A 20,851-nucleotide genomic window follows, 5' to 3' on the forward strand; every position below is an offset into this window, starting at 1 on the left:
ATCTCTGTAATTAAGAATTAGAAGGAAGAGATAATGCTAACAATAAATCATACAGAATTAATGAAATTAGGTTTTCCTGAACATACGGCACGGGATATTATAAGACAAGCAAAGTTAATTGCTGTTCGACAATTTGAAGAATCTAGAGCTTTATCGAATAATGTGGTAGAATTAAGTAAATCACCATTTGATAATTCTCGTCTTAATTTAGCTCCTACGTATATTGTAGAAGAATTACTCGGCTTTAAGTTGCTTTCTGAAAGAAAGGAACAAAATGAGTAAAAAATATAAATGCGTAAGTCGAAATAAGAAAGGAAAAATTTACTATGAGGTTGAATTCAGTGTAGATCCGTCTACGGGTGACCGAAAGAGGTTTAGGGTTAAATCTTATAAAGATCAATTTGGAATTGATTTTAAAACAGAAAAGCAAGCCTTTGACGAAGTCTGTAGGATAAGAACTGAATACAATGCTAAAATAGCTAGTGCCAGTGCAAATAGGCCACAATTAGATATTCCATTTTCAAAATTTATGGAAGATGTTTATTTGCCTTATTATAAGAAAACTGTTCAGCCCGTAACCTATCAAACTGCTTATCCTCAGTATAAGACTTTTATTGAAGTTTTTGCTGACAAAAAATTGTCTGAAATCAATGTTAGGGAATGTGAAGATTTTAGATTATCTTTAGTGGAAGACTACTCTCCAAACTACGCAAAAGGACTTTGGTGTAAACTGAAGAAGTGCTTAAATTATGCAGAACGCTTGGAATACATCGAAAATAATCCTTGTCGAAAGTTAGACAATCCTAAAGGAGAAAAACCGAAAACTGAATTTTGGACTGTAGAGGAACTTGATAAGGTATTAAAAACTTTTGATCAGACAGTTTATGAAGAGAGGCAGTTTTATACGGCTATCTGGCTTTATTTTATGACGGGGATGCGAGTCTCTGAGGGTCTTAGTTTAAAGTGGTCTGATATAGATCTTAAAAATAAGGTTATTCATATTCAGTCTACCCTCGAATATCAAGGGAATGGGAAATACGTTCGAAAAGAGCAGACAAAAACAAGGGCAGGAATGCGTTTCTTAGAAATAGATGACGAAACTGTTAAAGTGTTGCAAAATTGGAGAACTGTACAAGTGTATAATAGAGAAGATAATTTTGTATTAGCACGGTTTAACACTCCCATGAACAAATCTACCTTAAGTAGAATGTTAAAAAGGCATGCACTAGTGGCTAAGGTTCCGGTTATTACTGGGAAAGGTCTACGTCATAGTCATGATTCATTTATGATAAACGTTCTAAAAAAAGATGTTTTGTATGTCTCGGCTCGTTCAGGAAGAACGGACAAAGCTACAACACTAAACACCTATTCTCATTTCTATGATAGACAGATTGTTACTGGCGGTGCTGAAATAACAGAGGTGTTAGGAGAGCTCGGACTAACTGCAAGTCCCGCCACAATCCCGCCAAGTAAAGAAACCAAGTAAAAAATAGCTGTGTGAGAACAACTAAAGCAACGACGCTTCAGTTACTCTTAAATAATAGAGTTTCCAATCAAAATGAAAACCGAGGTTTAGGCCTCGGTTTTTTTTGTACAAGTATAAGCACTAGTTTCAAGTTAAACTTAGAATTGTGATCAAATAATATAAAAACGATAGATATAATCATCTTTTTTTGTTTTGGCTCTATTGCCGTATTATAATTTAATAATCCTCCAATATAATTAGAAGACTAGTAGAATTTAGTTTTATTTGGCAAATAATATTTTTGAGAATCAATTCACAATTTTTATCATATTATGATATAATTTGGTCATAACGAAAAGTCTTAGGAGTTAATTTGATGAATAAAGTTAAAATAGTTAGTAACCCATACGAAAAGAAGGTTATCTTTGAACGTTGGAGTGATCAATTCAATTCTTGGGTAACGATTGATCAAGATACCAATGCAAACAGTAAACTGATTAGTAACGAATTTCAGTCTGGTTTTTTTCCGTTTAAAGTGTATGAAATTGTAAATCAAATTATTGCTGAATATTCGGTGCCTGATGAAAAACTTCTTATTAGTTTTTCGGGAAGTGATGATGAATTCCAAGAATTGGAGAATCTACTGTTTGATACTAAGTTTGAGAATATCGAACTAGAAAAGACAGAAAATTACTTGGAAAATGCTCGTGATGTCTTGCCTGAAATTAATAATATTTTTAAAAAATTAGATCCACTCATCACAAAGAACATTGAGGATGAGTGTGGAGAGATTCAACAGCAGCTCAAACGGTTCTCTGACGCTTCAAACGATATTGTTCCAATTTGTGTTTTAGGGACTTATAGTGCTGGTAAATCAACATTTATTAATTCTTTAATTGGTTGTGAGTTACTCCCTAGTGCTGAAACTCCTGTAACAGCAAAAGTTTATAAATTATCCTCCACTAATCAAAAAGATAGAGCTAGTGTTCGATTTACGTTTAAGGGTGAAGAAGTCAGAATTCAGGTTCGTGCTGATAAGTTAGTATTTGATGGTTTAGAAGTTGAAGATGAACTAATTGATTCTATTAACCTTGCTATCCATGAGGAAAAGGTATCTTCAATCATTGAAAAAGCCCATATCATATTGGAAGAATTAAATGATTATTCCGATAGTGAAATTGGAGACTTAATTGAAATTGAAATTCCTTTTGGCAGAAGTACTCTTGATGAGGTTAATTATCAAATAGCCATTTTTGATACTCCTGGGTCCAACTCTTCTACAAACCTCCAACATTCTGATGTACTGGATAAGTCTATGAAAGGAATGTCTAATGGACTACCAATCTTTGTAACAGATAGTAGTTCGATGGACAGTACTGATAATGACAATCTAAAAGATAAATTAAAGAAGGTTTCTGGGTTAGATAGCCGTTTCACTATGATTGTGGTGAACAAGGCAGAAAGTGCTGATATTAATTTAAGAAAATTTCAAAAAGAATCATTTAGAAATAAGATTATGAATCAGTCTATTCCGAGAGAGCTATATGCTCAAGGTATTTTCTATGTTTCTTCTATCCTTGGCTTGGGATCAAAATTAAATGGAGAGCTACAAGGGGAATTCTATTCGGAATTATATGATACATATAAAGCAAAATACTCTGATGCTAGTAATGATTATTATAAGAGATTATTCGATTTCAATATTGTGCCTCCTCAGATGAAACAGTCCATGATAAAATCAGCTGAAGTGAATCAAAATCGCATTTATGCGAACAGTGGACTGTTGACCATAGAAGATGCGATTAAGAATTTTGTTATTAAATATTCACATTATGATAAGTGTCAACAAGCCAGAGAGACTTTAAATCGATTGATTGTTATTACAGATAAAGAAATTGATGAGAAAAATGTTGATCTGAGCGGTAGAAAACTGGAGTTACAAAACAAACTAGATGATAAAAAAGCCAGCACCTTAGCTACTATTGATGAAAGAATTTCAAAAGAAAGAGGAGGACATACAACTAGGTACCCTGAAGAAATGGCAAGTTTTATTAAAAGCTTGACCCAGTCATTGAAAAAAGAAAACGTTGAATCCCTATACTCAAACTATTATGAAAAGTATTCTCAGGAGTATCCTGAAATAGTAGTAGAAGCTAGTCATGACGGAACTAATTTACTACGTAAATTAAAGGGACAATTTAATGAAGCGGTTCAACAGTTTAAATCATCTGAGGAAAGACGGAGAAAGATTGAGGAGAAAGCTTCTGTAGAAATTCTGGATGACGTTAAAAAACAATTTAGTGATCGGTTGATTAAAGCGAAAGAAAGTTTTAATCAATTTTCTAAAGAGTTTTGGCTAAATGCTACTAGTGATGTTCGCACAGAATTGGAAAAAGTAATTGCTGGAGATTTGGAACTCGAACCAGAGAAAATAAAAGAAATTTCAGATATGATTATTTCTTATGAAGATATTAATTTTGAAAGATTTGATTTAGGAAAATTTAATCGTGATGAACTAAGTTATATATTTAGAATAGGTGATTTTAAACTGAAGTCAAATAAAATTAATATTTCTGGTTTAACAAATACATATAATAAAGAATTTAAAGCGAAATTGACAGAATTTAGCGATACCATTCGTTCGGAACACGAATTAAAATTTTATAACTGGACACAGGATTTAGGTAGCCTAATTAAAAGTAATATTATTGAATTTAGTCCAGAATTAAAAGAACTGGACCGGAAAATTGAAAAGATAAGCAGAGAGATTTATAGTTTGGAGATTCAGCAAAAGCAAATCACAGCCTACGTCACTCAAATCAAACGGATGATATCTTGGAAATAAGTGAAGTGCTAATTTGAGGGAAAAGTTATGGGGATAAAAAATTTAATTAACAAAGCGGGAGCAAAAGCTGCGGACAAGGTGGCTAAATTGTCTGCTCTAAGTCCTGAACAATTAGAAGCAGTTGAAAAGCAAAAGGAAAAGTATCTTGCTGATCAACCAAATGTTAGCGATGAAGAATTAACCAATAGATTGTTGGCTTCTTGTGGTGTAGAAGTATTTAACTCTTACCTAGATCAAATAAAAGAGCTCTATGTACCGCTAGAAAGTACTACTGAATACGAAGATGAATTTCATCCTTCCTATAACATTCGTTACCTCAATATTACGAAGTGGGTGACGGATAAGAAAGAAAACTCTCTTGAGAAATTGGTCAATGTCTACGAAGTCCTTTCTAATGAGCGCTGTAATATTGCCTTGGTATTCCATCGTACAAGTACCAATACCAAAGTCTATCTTGCAGTCGTAAATACTGAAAATGCTAATGATAATGTCAATGTTGAAAATTATAGAAGACGTCTACTTGAAGCCATAAAAGGAAATTTCCCCGGGTCAACAGTCAGTGAGGAAGTTGGACGAGGTCGTATTCCTTGTTTGAATCATCAAAAACCTTACTCTGTGGCTACAGTTTCCAACCTTCCGACAACTAAGTCAGAGAAGTTTATCAGCCAAACGATCGAGAAACTAATCGACGGGATTGTTCCAGAAAATCCTAGTCAAGACTATACTTTGATCCTTTTGGCTAATCCTATTCAAAACATAGAAAATCACAAACTTCGTTTATCTGAATTGTATTCAGCTCTAGCTCCTTTTAAAAAATGGCAGACCAACTATACCTTTACAGAATCAGATGCGACAACCTCTATGGCGACCTTTGGCGTCAATATCGGCGCTAGCGCAGGCATCCAACAAGGTCAAAACCAGGCAACAAATCAGAATACCGGACAAACAGAAACTACGGGTGATTCCACTACCGATTCAACTGGAGAATCAGATGGAACCAATACGAGTCATACTAGTGGAATAAATAAAGGAAAATCACAAACTAATTCAAAAGCGGTCAATGGAGGTTTGACTACCCCAATTGCTAGTGTTGGAGGTAATATAAACAAGAGCGATTCCATAATAAGTGGAACTTCCGTCTCAGATTCAGTTGGCAAAACTATCACCAAGACAGTTGGAAAAGCACTGACCAAAACAGCTAGCAAGGCCATTTCTGAAACCTTGGGTAAAACGGTAGGGGCAACTAAAGGGATTAATTTAGGTACCAACATTGGAGCAAATTTTGCGCGTGCTTCTAACGTTACTGCCTCAGTTGGTAAGAATGAAGGAATTACTCAGTTCTTTATGAACCACAGTATCCAGCATGCTTTAACGGTTCTAGATGAACAAATGAAACGCTTTGAAAAAGGGACTGCATTAGGAATGTGGGATTTTGCAGCCTATGTCCTTAGTGAAGATCAGAACATTGCTAACAATGTGGCCCATACCTATCTCGCATTGACACAAGGCGAGGAGTCCTATATGAGTAAATCCTCCGTGAATCTTTGGCGGGGAGATATGGGGGAAAAAAGTGGAGATACAGAAGAAATTGTAACCTACATTAGGGATCTGCGTCACCCAATTTTTGGACTCAACCCTAATCTATTAGAAAAAGATGCAACATTTTATGTATATCCCTCAGTCATCACGCCGACCGTTCCTTTATCTGGCCAAGAGTTAGCCTATTCTTTGAACTTTCCTCAGAAATCTATTCCAGGTTTACCGATACTTGAATGCACAGAATTCGGTAGAAATATTGTTTCCTATGATTTGGAAGAAAATAAGGAACAAAAAATTCGATTAGGCAATATCTTCCATATGAATCGTGAGGAAACAGTTCCAGTTGAGTTGACTCAAGACTCCTTAAGTTCTCATGTATTTATAACAGGAAGTACAGGATCCGGTAAAAGTAACACAATTTATCAACTCTTAGCTGAAGCTAAAGAAAATCAGATTAAGTTTCTTGTTGTAGAGCCGGCTAAAGGAGAATACAAACATATCTTTGGGAAGGATGAAGATGTTGCTGTATATGGAACAAATCCACAATTAACCCCTTTGTTAAAATTGAATCCGTTTAGTTTTACAAAGGAAACGCATATCCTCGAACATTTAGATCGCCTAATTGAAATTTTCAATGTTTGTTGGCCTATGTATGCTGCAATGCCTGCCGTGTTAAAAAAGGCTGTTGAAAAATCTTACATAGACTGTGGTTGGGACTTAATGAAATCCGTAAATGAATTTGGTGCCATCTATCCGACATTTGCAGATGTTGCCGAAAACATTAAAGAGATTATTGATTCTAGTGAGTACGATAATGAAAATAAAGGAGCTTATAAGGGTTCTTTACTTACGCGCATTGAATCACTTACGAATGGAATAAATGGTTTGATTTTCTCGCAAGAGGAATTATCAAATCAGCAATTGTTCGATTCAAATGTCATCGTTGATCTCAGTCGGGTTGGCTCTAGTGAAACAAAATCATTGATCATGGGGATTCTTGTTTTGAAACTACAAGAATATAGAATGTCTCACGCAGATATGAATTCAAGCTTGCGCCACTTAACTGTGTTAGAAGAAGCGCATAATTTGCTAAAAAGAACTTCTACAGAGCAAGTTTCGGAATCTAGCAATCTTATCGGAAAAAGTGTTGAAATGCTAGCAAACTCGATTGCTGAAATGCGGACCTATGGAGAAGGATTTATCATTGCTGACCAAGCGCCTGGTCTATTAGATTTATCCGTCATACGAAATACCAATACAAAGATTATCATGCGACTTCCTGATTGGTCAGATAGAGAATTGGTCGGTAAATCTGCTAATCTAAACGATGATCAAATCCTTGAATTGGCAAGATTACCAAAAGGAGTAGCGGCTGTTTATCAAAATGAATGGATTCAGCCAGTCTTGTGTAAGGTTGATAAGTTTGACGATGGAGGCGAGGTTTACCAGTATAGACCAGAATATGAAATAGAGTTAAATTCATCTGCTGATCTTTACTTGACGATTAGTAAATATTTAACTGGAAATGGAACAATTGAACAGATGAACTTAGAAAAGTTGGAACAGGATTTATTCCAGGCATCTATAAGTGGGAAAACCATCTATCAGGTGTTGAAACTACTTCGTCAGCAAGTTTATGAAGTAGACATGGTAAGAATCGCCCCAATCATCTCAAACTTTTATCCAAGTCTTTTAAATAAGGCACGGGACGCAGAAATGAAGAATAGTGATAAAAAGTCTATTACATCAGATATAGTGAATGAGTTCAATAAAGTAGTAGAAGGACCGGTAACACAACAAGTAAGATTAAATATCATACAAGCCATTTTGACTCAGTTATACGTAAATGAATTAAAAAATAATGCAAGTCTCGAGGAATGGAGACAACAAGGAGGTTTATTGTGAGTATCGATAAAATGAGTCTTTCAGATTTGAAAGAAACAGTTCCTAAAAAGGATATTAGCTCATCTTCCTTCAATCCTAAACAAAGATTAGAAGTGAACAATGAAGCAAGTGCAAAATTAAACGATATTTCGCATTATGAAAAAACTCCACTAGGGCGAAGTGATAAGCAGGAGTTGATATCTGAGACGGGTTGGTCGAAAAATATTGTTGATAACATGAGATGGAAAGAGGAGGCAAGCGTTTATAAAGATTCCAATTTAGTTGAAAAGGATGTAAATGGCAGACCTTGTTTCCAGAGAACAGATATCGATTACAATGCAAAGGATGATTTAGGAAAAACGAACAAGGAGCGGATGCTTGATGGTAAGGCTCCTCTAGCAGATGGTAAACCAGTCGAATTACATCATATCGGTCAAAGACAGGACTCTCCATTGGCAGAATTAACTTTCAATGAACATAAGAGTAACTTTAGTAGTCTTCATGAAGTTCCACCTCAATTATCTCAAATTGATAGAGGAGAATTCAGAAAAGAAAAAGCAGAATATTGGAGAATGAGAGGAGAAGAACTATAATGAAAAATGTTACCAATGAATTGAAAAAAGTTTCAGACTTAGTTTTTACAAAAGGCGCAAATAATCAACAGATAGTGGAAGCACAAAATAAGTTATCACTAGAATTTCCAACTGACTTCATTGAATATTTAAAAGAGTTTGGGCTTATCACTTTTTATGGAGTTGAATGGCAGGGCTTAAATGGTCCAGATTATTTAAATGTTGTAACATCAACCCTTGAGGCTCGTGAAACCTATCCTGATTTTCCAGTAAATATGTTTATTCTTGAAAATTTAGGGTTTGACGGCCTTCTAATCTTAGTTGATACAAAAGGTTCTGTTTACGAATGGCAATATGGAAGCTGTAAAAAAATCTATCCAAGTATAGTAGAGTATCTTGAGGAATGTTTAGAAAGAGAGAAATAGTGAGGATTTTTATCTAAACTAGTTTTCACATACAGCAAATTGTTAAGATCGAAGATATTTGTTTAGCTATTATATCTCATCATAAACTTGCTATTTTATGTTAACTTGTCTTCTATTTTTTAAAAAATATTTTTAATAAGTTAAAAGGAGATTATTTATGAAATATTTAAAACGTTTGGTGTTTATTGCTTTGTTTGCTTTTAGCGCTTTCTTTCTAGCCTCTTGTGGTGGGGTTGGGTCTAGCGATAACGGTGTCTATGTATTTGAACCTACATCAGAAGAAATCCTAGAAATGGTGGAAAAAGAAACTGGGACTAATAGTGCAGCCAACCTTTTCGTTGATCAGTTAAAAATTAAATTGGTACTAGAAATTAAGGATAACACTGGAACAATTTCTGCCTCAGTTAGTATCTTTGGCAATGACCAAGAAAAAACAGTAGATTTAAAAGTAGATCAAAAGAATAAAATTATATGGTCAGAAGAGGATCCTGAGAAAAAGATAACATATAAGATCGAAGGGGATGTTTTAACGCTTGAAAATCCAAACCTTGATATTGGAGATGAAAATATGGCAACATTCCTCAAATCTGTAAAATTCAAACGATCAAGTTCCCATACATCTAAGGGAGGTACATCTAAGGATTCTAAATCTAAGAGTTCTACATCTCAGAGTTTTATAGCTAACGACAATGGAAAATACGTTTATAATGCAGATAAGGAGAAAATAGAAAGTATCCTAAAAGAACAAGGAGCTACTGATGACGAACTGAATCAATTTTCCGATCAACTCACACTGAGAATGACGATCGAAATTAAAGATACAAAAGCTAAGATGATTATCGAAATGAAAGCTCTTGAAGAAAGTAAAGAGAAAAAAATTGACCTGAAAGCTGATCAAAAGACTAAAACTCTTGAATCAGCAGAAGGTGGAATAGATAAAGTCAAGTATAAGATTAATGGTGACGTTTTGACGTTGGATTTGAGTAAATTTGAGTCAGATGATAGTGAAACATTTGCTTTATTCAAAGATGCAAAATTCAAACGTCAAAAATAACATATAAAAAGTAGATAGTATAGGGCTATCTGCTTTTTGCGTATCCAGAAAATAGGTATTGAACCGGTCAAAAGCCTGATTTTTATTGTATTTATCAAATTTATACCTTTTTTTTCGGATAGTGTTGCCTCCACCGAATATTCTTCTACTATTACTATCTAAGTCCTTACTAATCTATTATGTTGTTAGACTTCTATTTTTTTGATATAATAACTACTATCAACAAAATAGGAGATTTCTGATGAAAAACTTTAAACGTATTCTTTTGGCTGTAGTAGCTGTTTTTGCAGCAGTCCTCTTGGTGGCATGTGGTGCCAAAAGTGATAACGGGACTTATGTCTACAAACCATCAAAAACTGAAGTGAAGGAAATCCTTGAAGAACAAGGTGCTCCAAGTTCAAGTGTAGATGCATTGATCGACAATGTTAAATTGGAAGTTTCAGTGACCATTAAAGATAAAACAGGTAGCCTTAAAATTAAAGGTGAAATGATGGGACAAAAGACTGACCAATCATTTGATATGAAAGTTGACCAACAAAAGAAAACTCTTCAATCTAAAACAGGTGAAGGTGAAAAGGTTAAATACAAAGTTTCAGGCGATGTGTTCACTTTTGATTTATCTGGTGAGAAGAGTTCAGGTCATGAAGCCGCTTTGGAAATGTTCAAAAACGCTAAATTCAAACGTACAAAATAATACAAGAGAAGGGCAGAGGGGATCTGCTCTTTTTCTTCTTTAAAACATCTTGAATCGGTATTAAAATAGTGGTAAAATCTGATTATAAAATACATTAGGAGATTGATTATGAAAAATATTAAACGTATTCTTTTAGCTTTCGTTGCAGTTTTTGCAGCAGTCTTCTTGGTGGCTTGTGGTGCCAAAAGTGATAATGGGACTTATGTCTACAAACCATCAAAAACAGAACTCAAGAAAATTCTTGAGGAGCAGGGCTTATCAGGTAGTCAATTAGAGTCTATTGGGGATGTTATTAATTTTGAAGTTTCTATTAAGATCAAAGATTCTAAAGGAACCCTCAGCATCGCGGGTGAAGTCGCTGGTCAAAAGAATGAGCGATCTTATGATGTCAAAATCAATCAAAAAGAGAAAACAATCTCGTCAAATGATGGTAGAGGAGAAAAGATTACATACAAGGTCGATGGTGACTATTTGACATTTGATCTTTCTAAGTTAAGTAATAGCAACCAAGGGGATCTTATGATTCTTAAAAACGCTAAACTCAAACGCACGAAATAATGCAAGTGAAGAGCGGGGAAACCTGCTCTTTTCTTTTTTTAAAATATCTTGAATTAGTATTAAAATAATGGTAAAATCTGATTATAAAATACATTAGGAGATTGATTATGAAAAATGTTAAACGCCTTATGTTAGGTATTGTTGCTATTTTTGCAGTTGTTCTGTTAGTAGCTTGTGGTGCTAAAAGTGATAATGGGACCTACAAAATGGAGACGAATATAGATCAGTTAATGGGGCAAGATTCAGAATCTGAAGTGTTGAAAGATGCGAAAGTTACCATTGAATTGACTATTAAAGATTCAAAAGGGGAATTAAAAATTATTCAGAAGATGGCTGGTAATGAAGTACCATTAAAATTGGATTTAAAAGTTGATCAAAAGGAAAAATCATTAAAACGTTCTTATGGTGATATGGAGTTGAAATACAACATCAAAGGTGATGAATTGACATTTGATTTATCTAAATTAAGTTCTAGTGACCAAGCGAATCTTGTTATTCTTAAAAATGCTAAACTCAAACGCACGAAATAAAGCGACTGAGAGGCTGGGACAAAAGTCTTAGCCTCTCAATTATTTTTGAATTGTCGAGCAAGACGCAGTGGTTGAGTGGGCTCTACTACGCTGGTTCCATCAGCTTTTACAGCCCTACTCAACTGTGCGGAGGTGGGACGACGAAATCGAATTCTAACGAATTACCGATTTCTGTCCCACTCTCTTTTGCTTTACATTTATGACTGGTTTGATATAATAAATGAGACTACAGATGGGATTGGGGCAGGAATGATTTTCTTTGAAAATGATTTCGTCTCGCTCCCTCTTTTCTGTGTGATCAAGGTTATTATTTATGGAAAAGGAGAATCATCTATGCTTTATATTTGGTCTTACTTGAAAAAGTATCCCAAGTGGCTAGCTCTGAATCTATTTTCAGCGGTCCTGTTTGTTATTGTCAATTTGGGCTTGCCAACGATTCTAGCTCGCATGATTGATGAGGGGATTAACCCGCGTGATGTGGATCGGCTGTATTTCTGGGGCTGGGTCATGTTTGCGATCATTTTGCTTGGGATTGTGGGACGGATTATCTTGTCTTACGCGGTTGGTCAGCTAACGACCACCATGGTCCGCGATATGCGCAATGACCTCTATGCCAAGTTACAGGAGTACTCGCATCACGAGTATGAGCAAATTGGGGTATCGTCATTGGTCACTCGCTTGACTTCAGATGCCTTTGTTTTGATGCAGTTTGCGGATTCTATGTTGAAGATGGGGGTCATCACACCCTTGATGATGGTTTCCAGTGTTCTCTTGATTCTGACGACCAGTCCTTCTCTAGCGTGGATTGTAGCAGTATCTGTACCATTTCTTGCTGTCGTCGTTTGGTATGTAGCAGTTAAGACACGTCCTCTTTCTGAGAAGCAACAAAAGACCCTCGACCATCTTAATCAATTTGCCCGTGAAAATTTGACAGGACTTCGTGTGATTCGTGCCTTTGCCCGTGAAGAATTCCAAGAGGATAAATTTGCGGCTGAAAATGAAGTCTACGCGGAAAACTCGAATAAATTGTTCAAACTTACTGGTTTGACAGAACCCCTATTTGTGCAGATCATCATTGCTATGATTGTGGCGATTGTCTGGTTTGCTTTGGATCCTCTTCATGACGGTAGTTTGAAAATTGGGGATCTGGTTGCCTTTATTGAGTATAGCTTCCACGCGCTCTTATCTTTCCTCTTTTTAGCCAATCTCTTTACCATGTATCCTCGGACTGCGGTTTCTAGCCGGCGTCTCAAGGAAATCATGGATATGCCCATTTCGATTGATCCAAATGAGAATGGTGTAACAGAGACAGCATCTCGTGGCTATTTGGAATTTGACAATGTCACCTTTGCTTATCCAGGTGAGACGGAGAGTCCAGTTCTCCATAATATTTCCTTTCAAGCCAAACCTGGCGAAACCATTGCCTTTATTGGCTCAACCGGTTCTGGAAAATCTTCACTTGTGCAGTTGATTCCTCGATTCTATGATGTCACCCTAGGGAAGATTTTGGTCGATGGTGTGGATGTCCGTGACTACAATCTGAAAGCCCTTCGCCAAAAGATTGGTTTTATTCCACAAAAGGCCTTGCTCTTTACGGGAACCATTGCTGAGAACCTTCGTTATGGGAAAGAAGATGCCTCTGTACAAGAGCTAGAACAAGCGGCTGAAATTTCCCAAGCCAAGGAATTTATCGACAGCCGTGAGGAACGCTTTGATACGCATTTGGCAGAAGGTGGTAGCAACCTTTCAGGTGGTCAAAAACAACGCTTGTCTATCGCTCGTGCCGTTGTCAAAGATCCGGATATCTTTATTTTCGATGATTCCTTCTCTGCTTTGGACTACAAGACGGATGCCACTTTGCGGAAGCGTCTCAAAGAAGTTACAGGAGATGCGACCGTTTTGATCGTAGCGCAACGTGTGGGAACCATTATGGATGCGGATCAAATAATTGTCTTGGACCAAGGGGAAATTGTCGGTCGAGGAACCCACGATGAATTGATGGAAAGCAATGAGATCTATCGTGAAATTGCTAATTCGCAGCTCGATAGTCCATCATTGACAGAGGAATAGAAAGGAGAAGCAGATGAAACAAGAACAAAACAGTTTTAGTAGACTATGGACTTACTTGAGAGCCTATCGCTTGGAAGTTTGCTTGTCCATTTTCTTAAAAATCCTGAGTGTCGTCATGAGTGTTGTCGAACCCTTTGTTTTGGGGCTTGCGATTACTGAGTTGACAAAAAATCTCATGGATATGGCAAAAGGCCTTGCGGGAGCTGGTCTTAACACCTCCTATATCGCGATCATTATGACGCTCTATCTATTCCGTGGGGTCCTCTATGAGTTGGGATCTTATTATTCCAACTATTTCATGACTAATGCTGTTCAAAAGACCGTTCAGGACATGCGAAATGATTTGTCCCATAAAATCAATCACATTCCCGTTTCTTTTTTTGACCGGCATCAGTTCGGAGATTTGCTCGGACGTTTTACTAGCGATGTCGAAACTGTCTCGAATGCCTTGCAACAGTCCTTCTTACAAATCGTTAATGCTATCTTTACCTTGCTCTTTGTCATCAGCATGGTCTTGTACTTAAACATGCAGCTGGGGCTAGTGGTCATTTTGTCCATTCCGATCACTTATTTCAGTGCTCGATTTATCATGAAAAAATCGCAGCCTTACTTTAAAGAGCAGGCAGATGTTTTGGGAGCAATGAACGGCTTTGTGCAAGAAAATTTAACAGGCTTTAATGTCCTTAAGCTCTACGTCCGGGAAAAATCTTCTCAGGAAGAGTTTCATGATATTACCCATCATCTTCAAAAAGTAGGATTCAAGGCTAATTTCATTTCTGGCTTAATGATGCCGATATTAAATGGGATTTCAGATTTGACCTATCTCATTATCGCTTTGTTTGGTGGCTTACAAGTGTTAGCAGGTCGTTTGACTGTCGGGAACATGCAGGCCTTCGTTCAATATGTTTGGCAAATCAACCAACCGATTCAAAACTTGACCCAATTGGCAGGACAGCTACAAAGTGCTAAGTCGTCTCTAGATCGGATTTTCCAAGTCATGGATGAACCAGATGAAGTAGCAGATGTGACAGAAACCCTCTCTGGAGATTTGACAGGGCAAGTCAGCTTTAAAAACGTTGATTTCCAATATGTAGCGGACAAACCCTTGATTCGTGATTTCAACCTAGAAGTTAAACCAGGTGAAATGGTGGCCATTGTCGGACCAACTGGAGCGGGGAAAACAACTCTGATTAATCTGCTCATGCGCTTTTACGATGTGACTGCAGGATCGATTACGGTGGATGGTCATGATATTCGTCATCTATCTCGCCAAGATTACCGCAAGCAATTCGGAATGGTGCTTCAGGATGCTTGGTTATATGAAGGAACCATCAAAGAAAACCTTCGCTTTGGTAATCTCGAGGCAACGGATGAAGAAATTGTGGAAGCTGCAAAGGCAGCCAATGTCGATCACTTTATCCGGACACTCCCTGGTGGTTACAATATGGAAATGAACCAGGAGTCTAGCAATATTTCTCTAGGGCAAAAGCAACTTCTAACTATTGCGCGTGCGCTCCTAGCGGATCCTAAAATCTTGATTTTGGATGAAGCGACGTCTTCTGTCGATACGCGTTTAGAGCTCTTGATTCAAAAAGCCATGAAGAATTTGATGAAAGGGCGGACTAGTTTTGTCATTGCTCACCGCTTGTCTACCATTCAAGAAGCAGATAAAATCCTTGTCCTCAAAGATGGCCAAATCATCGAGCAAGGAAATCACCAATCCTTGTTAGCAGATAAAGGATTCTACTATGAGCTCTACAATAGCCAATTTTCAAATAAAAAAGCGGAATAAGCGCGTGTCATCAAAAGAGGTTTGAGAAAGCATTCTCAGCCTCTTTTTTCTTACTCACTTTTATTACTACATAAAAAGGTTAACATTTCTGCAACAAATTGATACAGAATATTCACACAATTCACCTTGTTTGTCATGATAATTTTTATTAGGATAGAATCGTTGTAAAAAATAAAAGGAGAAATGTGTGATGAATCATTTAAACAAAGATATCACTTTTGGCATTCGCAAATCTAAGCTTGGAGTCTTTTCTGTCGTGATTGCGATCATGGGGGCTTGTTTTTTGACTGGACAATCTGTGGCAGCTGATCAAGCTGGAGAGCAGGTACAAGTCCAAACACAAGGGCAAGAAGCGACAACCTCTGATCCCGCAAGCTCTCAAGTAGATACCAGCCAATATGGAGCATCTATGCCTTACACCCGTTATGAGGCAGACAAAGGGAACCTCCTTGGAAAGGCAGAGGTAGAGCAGTCTCGAGATAGTCACTCAACAGCTATTGAAGCTTCTGATCAGACTTATGTCGCTTTAAAAGAAAAAGGAGATGGTGTTTCCTTTAAGGTCAATGAACCAGCCAATGCCTTAACCGTACGCTACACAGTGCCAGATGGAGCAAGTGGACAACTCGATGTACAGGTGAATGGTCATAGTGTTCAACAATTGGATCTTTCGTCCTCATCTAACTGGCAGTATTTGAATGACAAAGGTGTACACGATAGTGCACAGGCTGATACACGTGCCCGCTTCCAATTTGATGAAGTACACAGCCTACTTCCAGGAGTTCAGCTTCAAAAAGGAGATGTGGTTTCACTGGTGAAAAACAAGTCAGACGACGTCCATTACGGCCTTGACTTTGTGGAATTCGAGCAAGCTCCTGACCCGATTGCTCAAGAGGACAATGCTATCAATATTGTTTCTAAAGGAGCTACGCCAAACGATGATACTGATGACAGCCAGGCCCTCTATGATGCGATTTATGAAGCTAAACAAAGCGGAAAGAATGTCTATATCCCAGCTGGGCGATTTAATCTCAATCGAAAAGTCGGTATCGATGCTTCTGATATGAAGATTTCAGGGGCTGGTATCTGGCATACCCAACTGCATTTTACAAGTGACCAAGCTGGTGGCGGTGGATTTGACTTCCTTCACCAAGACAACCATGTTGAATTTAGCGATGTCTATCTTTCTTCCAACCTTCGTTCACGCTATGGTGAAAATGCTCAGTACAAGGCCATTTCTGGAACGCCAGGGAAGAATTCTCATATTCACGATATTTGGGCCGAACATTTTGAAGTCGGCATGTGGATTGGCGATTATGCTGGAAAAAATGATATGAAGTACACAGATGGTCTAGTAGTAGAAAATGTCCGTTTGCGAAACAACCTGGCTGACGGAGTCAACTTTGCCCAAGGGACTAAGAATTCGATTGTCCGCAATTCTAGTATTCGTGGAAATGGAGATGACGGACTAGCCAGCTGGTCAAGTATTGCAGATGGAACAGAATCAGCAGTAGCAGAAAATAATAAATTCTTGCACAATACGATTGAACTTGGTTGGCGTGCTGGAGGTGTTGGGATCTTTGGTGGAAAAGGTCATGAAATTGCCTACAATCGGATTAAAGACAATATCGGTGATGCTGGAATTCGCTTGACGACTGTCTTTAAGGGCCATAACTTTGATTTGAATGAAGAAGGAATTCGGGTTCACCACAATCTCTTGGAGCGTACAGGGACGAAGAGCGATATCTACAACAAGCATCGTGGATCGATTGATGTTGAAACGCGCTATGGAGATATTAAAAATGTCACCATTGAGGACAATGTATTTGTAGCGCCATTTGATATAGGTGTGACTGATCACCTCAATCTAAATGGAGGTATCCTAAACCATGTCGAAGTCAGAAACAATCAAACCATGAGTCAACTCTCTCATTCAGCTCAAGCAGGACTATCTGCTCCTGCTTCACAACCAGTTGGACAAGCCTTGAAAGTCAAAGAACCCCCCCTTCAAGTAAGTGCCGTGAAAGTCCCCCATCAACCGTCGAAAGTTCAACCGTATAAAAAACAAACGGGTCTGAATCTTAAACAAGCAAAGACAGTCACCAAAACAGTCAAACCTAACTATGTGCTAAAATCAACAAATTCCAAGCAAAAGAGCTTTTTGAAAGCTCCGAGTGCTTTATTTCTTTACCGGATGATGGGATTACGTCAAACGGTTTAAGAAGAATGGAAATCCTGGATACAATTCCAGGATTTTTTGCTTGCTGCTAGTCCTTCATTGACAGTGAGAAGGCATATCGGTATACTAGGTATAATCTAATTAGGAGGCTTCCATGATGATTCGACCCGTTCAGCTTAGCGATGCAGCAGCTATCCGAGCGATTTACCAACCTTATGTAACAGAGACAGCCATTACCTTTGAGGTTGATGTGCCGACTGTCCAGGAATTTGAAAGCCGCATCACAAAAACGCTGACCCAATTTCCTTATTTGGTTGCAGAAGTGGATGGGAAAGTTGTGGGGTATGCCTATGCCTCGACCTATTATGCACGCGCTGCCTATGATTGGACCACTGAATTGTCTATTTATGTAGCAAAAGAAGCGCGTGGACAAGGGATCGGATCGGCTCTTTATACTGCCTTAGAAGAGAAGTTGCAAGCACGAGGCTACTTACGCTTTCTGGCTTGTATCGCAGTTCCGAACGAAGCGAGCATTGCCATGCATGAAAAGCGGGGCTATGTCCAAGTCGCACATTTCCCAAAGATTGGCTATAAGTTTAACAAATGGCATGATATAATCTGGATGCAAAAGACGATCGATGGGCCGGTAACACTCTTGAAATGTGAGGAAGAGGATGAAGATTGAAGACTTGATTCCCATTTTAGAAGCAGCAACAGTTCCTGAAAAGATCCCTGATATGGAAGCTTATATGAAAAATAAATTCAGCTTTCTTGGCGTTCAAAAACCAATTCTCAAAAAGATTGAAAGAGAGTTTTTTAAACCTTTCATAAAGAATCCAATTGATTGGGCTTTTGTGGAAGAGTGTTGGCAGCAACCTTACCGTGAGTTCCAATATATTGCTATGGATTATCTGGATAAAAAGAAGGAGGAGCTTAGACCTGAAGATTTTCCAAAGCTGAAACAGTTAGCTCAAACCAAGTCCTGGTGGGATAGTATTGATCAGTTGGACCTCATCATCGGAGAGATTACTTTCACCTATCCAGAAACCAAGCAGGTTATGCTGGAGTGGAGTAAGGATCAGGACTTTTGGTTGAGGCGGATTGCCATTGATCACCAGCTTATGAGGAAAGAAAAAACAGATACGGATTTGTTAGAAAAAGTGATCCTCAATAATCTAGGTCAAAGCGAGTTCTTTATAAATAAGGCAATTGGCTGGAGCTTACGCAACTATTCCAAGGTCAATCCGGATTGGGTAGGGGCCTTTATCGACCGCTATCGAGAGCAGTTATCTCCTTTGAGTATTCGAGAAGGAAGCAAGTACCTACCTTCTTGACAGTTTGTGGATGTTCATGGTAAACTAGATTTATGCGATGAGTCGATTGGCTCTTAGGAGCCTTTTGCGCTGAGGAGGTCTACATTCAATAGTAACGCAGGAGCGGACCTTGAACAGTTGTGTGAACCGGCTGTTCTCACTGAAAGGTGCCTCGAATCCTGGTCTTCGGATCAGGATTTTTTTGTACCTTTTAAGAAATGAAAACTATTATAATACAGTTGCTACAAAGTTATGTTGGTGTTATAATATAGTAAAGGGCCTAGGTCAGAAAGGAGTGGAGTTGATTGGGAGATTTCTATCATTCTAATGATTCAGCATCTACAGACTATTCGCATAAAATTGAGGAGCTTGAAAACTCTAAACAATTTCAGGATGCCATCGGATTGATCCGAGAACAGATGAAGAACAATCTTAAGTGGAATGTTTTGCGATCCTTTGGTATTATTTGCGCCATACTGTCTCTCATTTTATTGCGTTTTGCAGCTATTCCTTTGATCCTTTTAGTTGTTGGTTTGTATTATTGGCCACAATATAAAAAACGAAAAGCCTTGTTTGGGGATCGAATTCGTTCGAACGATGAGATCTATCTTGATGATATCCTTTCGCCTGTATTAAAGGAAGTTTTTCCTCGAGCTTCGATCAAAGAGGACGGTTCCATCCCTTCTGAAGCTCTCTCGCATTTATGTCCTCGGTCGACTGATTTTCTATGTTTCAAAGAACTATCGTTTCATGATGACAAAGAGCTAACGGTGTCAAATCTCTATGCCCATCATACGGAGACTCGTTACCGGACATCTAATGGACATACGAGGACGGAACATGTGGAAGTTACAGATTTCCTTGGACAAGTGTTCTCTTTATGTCTACCGATCAATTTCTCTGGTCATCTTCGGGTGGTTCCGACCAAGAAATCATTTCTTTTTAAGAGGGAGGTGAATGGGGTTTATCCTGGAGCCAGAGGAGATGAAGTTCAGATTGAAACCGAGGATATTCGCAATAACGAAAATTACAATATCTACTGCACGGATGAACTGTCTGCCCGTAAATTTCTCACCCCTAAGATGTTGGAATGGTTTGATCGACAAATTTCTCAAAATGCCATGTGTGTATTTTTGAAAGACAAGAAACTATTTATTTCTTTGTATACCGATCGCTATATCTTTCCGACGCCCCAAAAACCGGAAGATATTGATCAGCTATCTTTGGTATCTGAATATCATAAATTATGCAGAGAACTAGCTTTAATTAAAGAAATAACAGCAATTTTTGAAGGAGAAGCATCATGAATCTCATTATCGGCTTAATCATATTTGTTGCCCTATTGGCTATTTGGTTTATTAGTGTAGGAAATCGCCTCAATCGCTATCTAGTGACCATTGAAGAATCAAAGAGAACCGTTGATATCGTCCTCGTAAAACGCTATGATACCATTTCGGAAATGCTAAAAGTAGCTAAAGCCTATGCCAAACATGAGCAACAGATTTTCACTGATTTAGTTGCTTTACGCCAAGGAGCGACTATTCAAGAATCGAACCAAGTCATTACCAATCAAAACGATGTCTTGGCACAAATTCGTGCAGTGGGTGAAAACTATCCAGAGCTCTTGTCTTCTAACCAATTCTTGGCCTTGCAAAAGGAAATTGCTGATGAAAATGAAGATCTTGCTGCAGCGAAGCGAATTGTCAACAGTAATATTAGCCACATCAATCAAGAAATTGTTTCATTTCCGGCGTCTATCGTAGCAGGTGTAAAGGGGATCCATCAAGTTCCATTTCTTGCTGAAGAAACACAAGGTAAGAAAGATTTAAGTGACTTGAACTATGACCTGAACTAAAGAGCTATTTATTATAAATAACCATCAACAATCCTGGTCTTAGAATCAGGATTTTTTCCTACTGTTGGTACTTTTCATT

The 20,851-nt window shown here is 37.8% G+C and carries 16 protein-coding genes and 1 pseudogene; all 17 read left to right on the forward strand.

The features are described 5' to 3' along the window. Positions 1–33 precede the first annotated feature (33 nt). Positions 34–282 carry a DUF3173 family protein gene (locus NFR56_RS03520; RefSeq protein WP_049495670.1) on the forward strand — a complete coding sequence of 83 codons (249 nt, stop codon included), beginning with the start codon at positions 34–36 and terminating at the stop codon, positions 280–282. Beyond that, positions 275–1,486 (forward strand): tyrosine-type recombinase/integrase, encoded by a 1,212-nt coding sequence (locus NFR56_RS03525; protein WP_049495673.1) that lies wholly within the window; start codon positions 275–277, stop codon positions 1,484–1,486. The genes NFR56_RS03520 and NFR56_RS03525 overlap by 8 nt, the downstream gene beginning before the upstream one ends. A 355-nt stretch (positions 1,487–1,841) precedes the next feature. After that, positions 1,842–4,310, forward strand: coding sequence for a dynamin family protein (locus NFR56_RS03530; RefSeq protein ID WP_251457694.1), 2,469 nt, complete (start codon positions 1,842–1,844; stop codon positions 4,308–4,310). A gap of 27 nt (positions 4,311–4,337) precedes the next feature. Continuing rightward, the gene (locus NFR56_RS03535; protein WP_251457695.1) at positions 4,338–7,754 is read left to right on the forward strand and encodes an ATP-binding protein; all 3,417 of its coding nucleotides are present in this window, start codon (positions 4,338–4,340) and stop codon (positions 7,752–7,754) included. Further along, the gene (locus NFR56_RS03540; protein ID WP_251457697.1) at positions 7,751–8,326 is read left to right on the forward strand and encodes an HNH/ENDO VII family nuclease; all 576 of its coding nucleotides are present in this window, start codon (positions 7,751–7,753) and stop codon (positions 8,324–8,326) included. Before NFR56_RS03535 ends, NFR56_RS03540 begins: the two co-directional genes overlap by 4 nt. Then, positions 8,326–8,730: an SMI1/KNR4 family protein gene (locus tag NFR56_RS03545; protein ID WP_251457698.1), complete on the forward strand. Its 405-nt coding sequence runs from the start codon at positions 8,326–8,328 to the stop codon at positions 8,728–8,730. Before NFR56_RS03540 ends, NFR56_RS03545 begins: the two co-directional genes overlap by 1 nt. Before the next feature lie 157 nt (positions 8,731–8,887). Beyond that, a complete protein-coding gene (locus NFR56_RS03550) occupies positions 8,888–9,784 on the forward strand; it encodes a hypothetical protein (RefSeq protein WP_251457699.1) in 897 nt (298 codons plus the stop codon). Between the two features lie 241 nt (positions 9,785–10,025). Next, positions 10,026–10,478, forward strand: coding sequence for a hypothetical protein (locus tag NFR56_RS03555; RefSeq protein WP_003007432.1), 453 nt, complete (start codon positions 10,026–10,028; stop codon positions 10,476–10,478). A gap of 108 nt (positions 10,479–10,586) precedes the next feature. Further along, positions 10,587–11,036, forward strand: a complete 450-nt coding sequence (locus NFR56_RS03560) for a hypothetical protein (protein ID WP_129824913.1) — start codon at positions 10,587–10,589, stop codon at positions 11,034–11,036. A gap of 107 nt (positions 11,037–11,143) precedes the next feature. Next, the gene (locus tag NFR56_RS03565) at positions 11,144–11,566 is read left to right on the forward strand and encodes a hypothetical protein (RefSeq protein ID WP_070594838.1); all 423 of its coding nucleotides are present in this window, start codon (positions 11,144–11,146) and stop codon (positions 11,564–11,566) included. Positions 11,567–11,899: 333 nt separating this feature from the next. Next, positions 11,900–13,636 carry an ABC transporter ATP-binding protein gene (locus tag NFR56_RS03570; RefSeq protein WP_251457701.1) on the forward strand — a complete coding sequence of 579 codons (1,737 nt, stop codon included), beginning with the start codon at positions 11,900–11,902 and terminating at the stop codon, positions 13,634–13,636. 13 nt (positions 13,637–13,649) lie between these two features. Beyond that, the gene (locus NFR56_RS03575; protein WP_195327394.1) at positions 13,650–15,428 is read left to right on the forward strand and encodes an ABC transporter ATP-binding protein; all 1,779 of its coding nucleotides are present in this window, start codon (positions 13,650–13,652) and stop codon (positions 15,426–15,428) included. A 388-nt stretch (positions 15,429–15,816) separates the two neighbouring features. Beyond that, a pseudogene (locus tag NFR56_RS03580) lies at positions 15,817–17,265 on the forward strand (glycosyl hydrolase family 28-related protein); the annotation flags it as partial. A gap of 493 nt (positions 17,266–17,758) precedes the next feature. Then, positions 17,759–18,289 (forward strand): GNAT family N-acetyltransferase, encoded by a 531-nt coding sequence (locus NFR56_RS03585; RefSeq protein WP_049483554.1) that lies wholly within the window; start codon positions 17,759–17,761, stop codon positions 18,287–18,289. Further along, a complete protein-coding gene (locus tag NFR56_RS03590) occupies positions 18,279–18,938 on the forward strand; it encodes a DNA alkylation repair protein (protein WP_251457703.1) in 660 nt (219 codons plus the stop codon). The genes NFR56_RS03585 and NFR56_RS03590 overlap by 11 nt, the downstream gene beginning before the upstream one ends. Positions 18,939–19,222: 284 nt before the next feature. After that, on the forward strand, positions 19,223–20,224 hold the full coding sequence (locus NFR56_RS03595) for a DUF3137 domain-containing protein (RefSeq protein ID WP_070846332.1): 1,002 nt from the start codon (positions 19,223–19,225) through the stop codon (positions 20,222–20,224). Further along, a complete protein-coding gene (locus tag NFR56_RS03600; RefSeq protein WP_003007420.1) occupies positions 20,221–20,772 on the forward strand; it encodes a LemA family protein in 552 nt (183 codons plus the stop codon). The genes NFR56_RS03595 and NFR56_RS03600 overlap by 4 nt, the downstream gene beginning before the upstream one ends. Positions 20,773–20,851 lie beyond the last annotated feature (79 nt).

Source organism: Streptococcus caecimuris (genome assembly GCF_943193075.1).
Lineage (GTDB): Bacteria > Bacillota > Bacilli > Lactobacillales > Streptococcaceae > Streptococcus > Streptococcus caecimuris.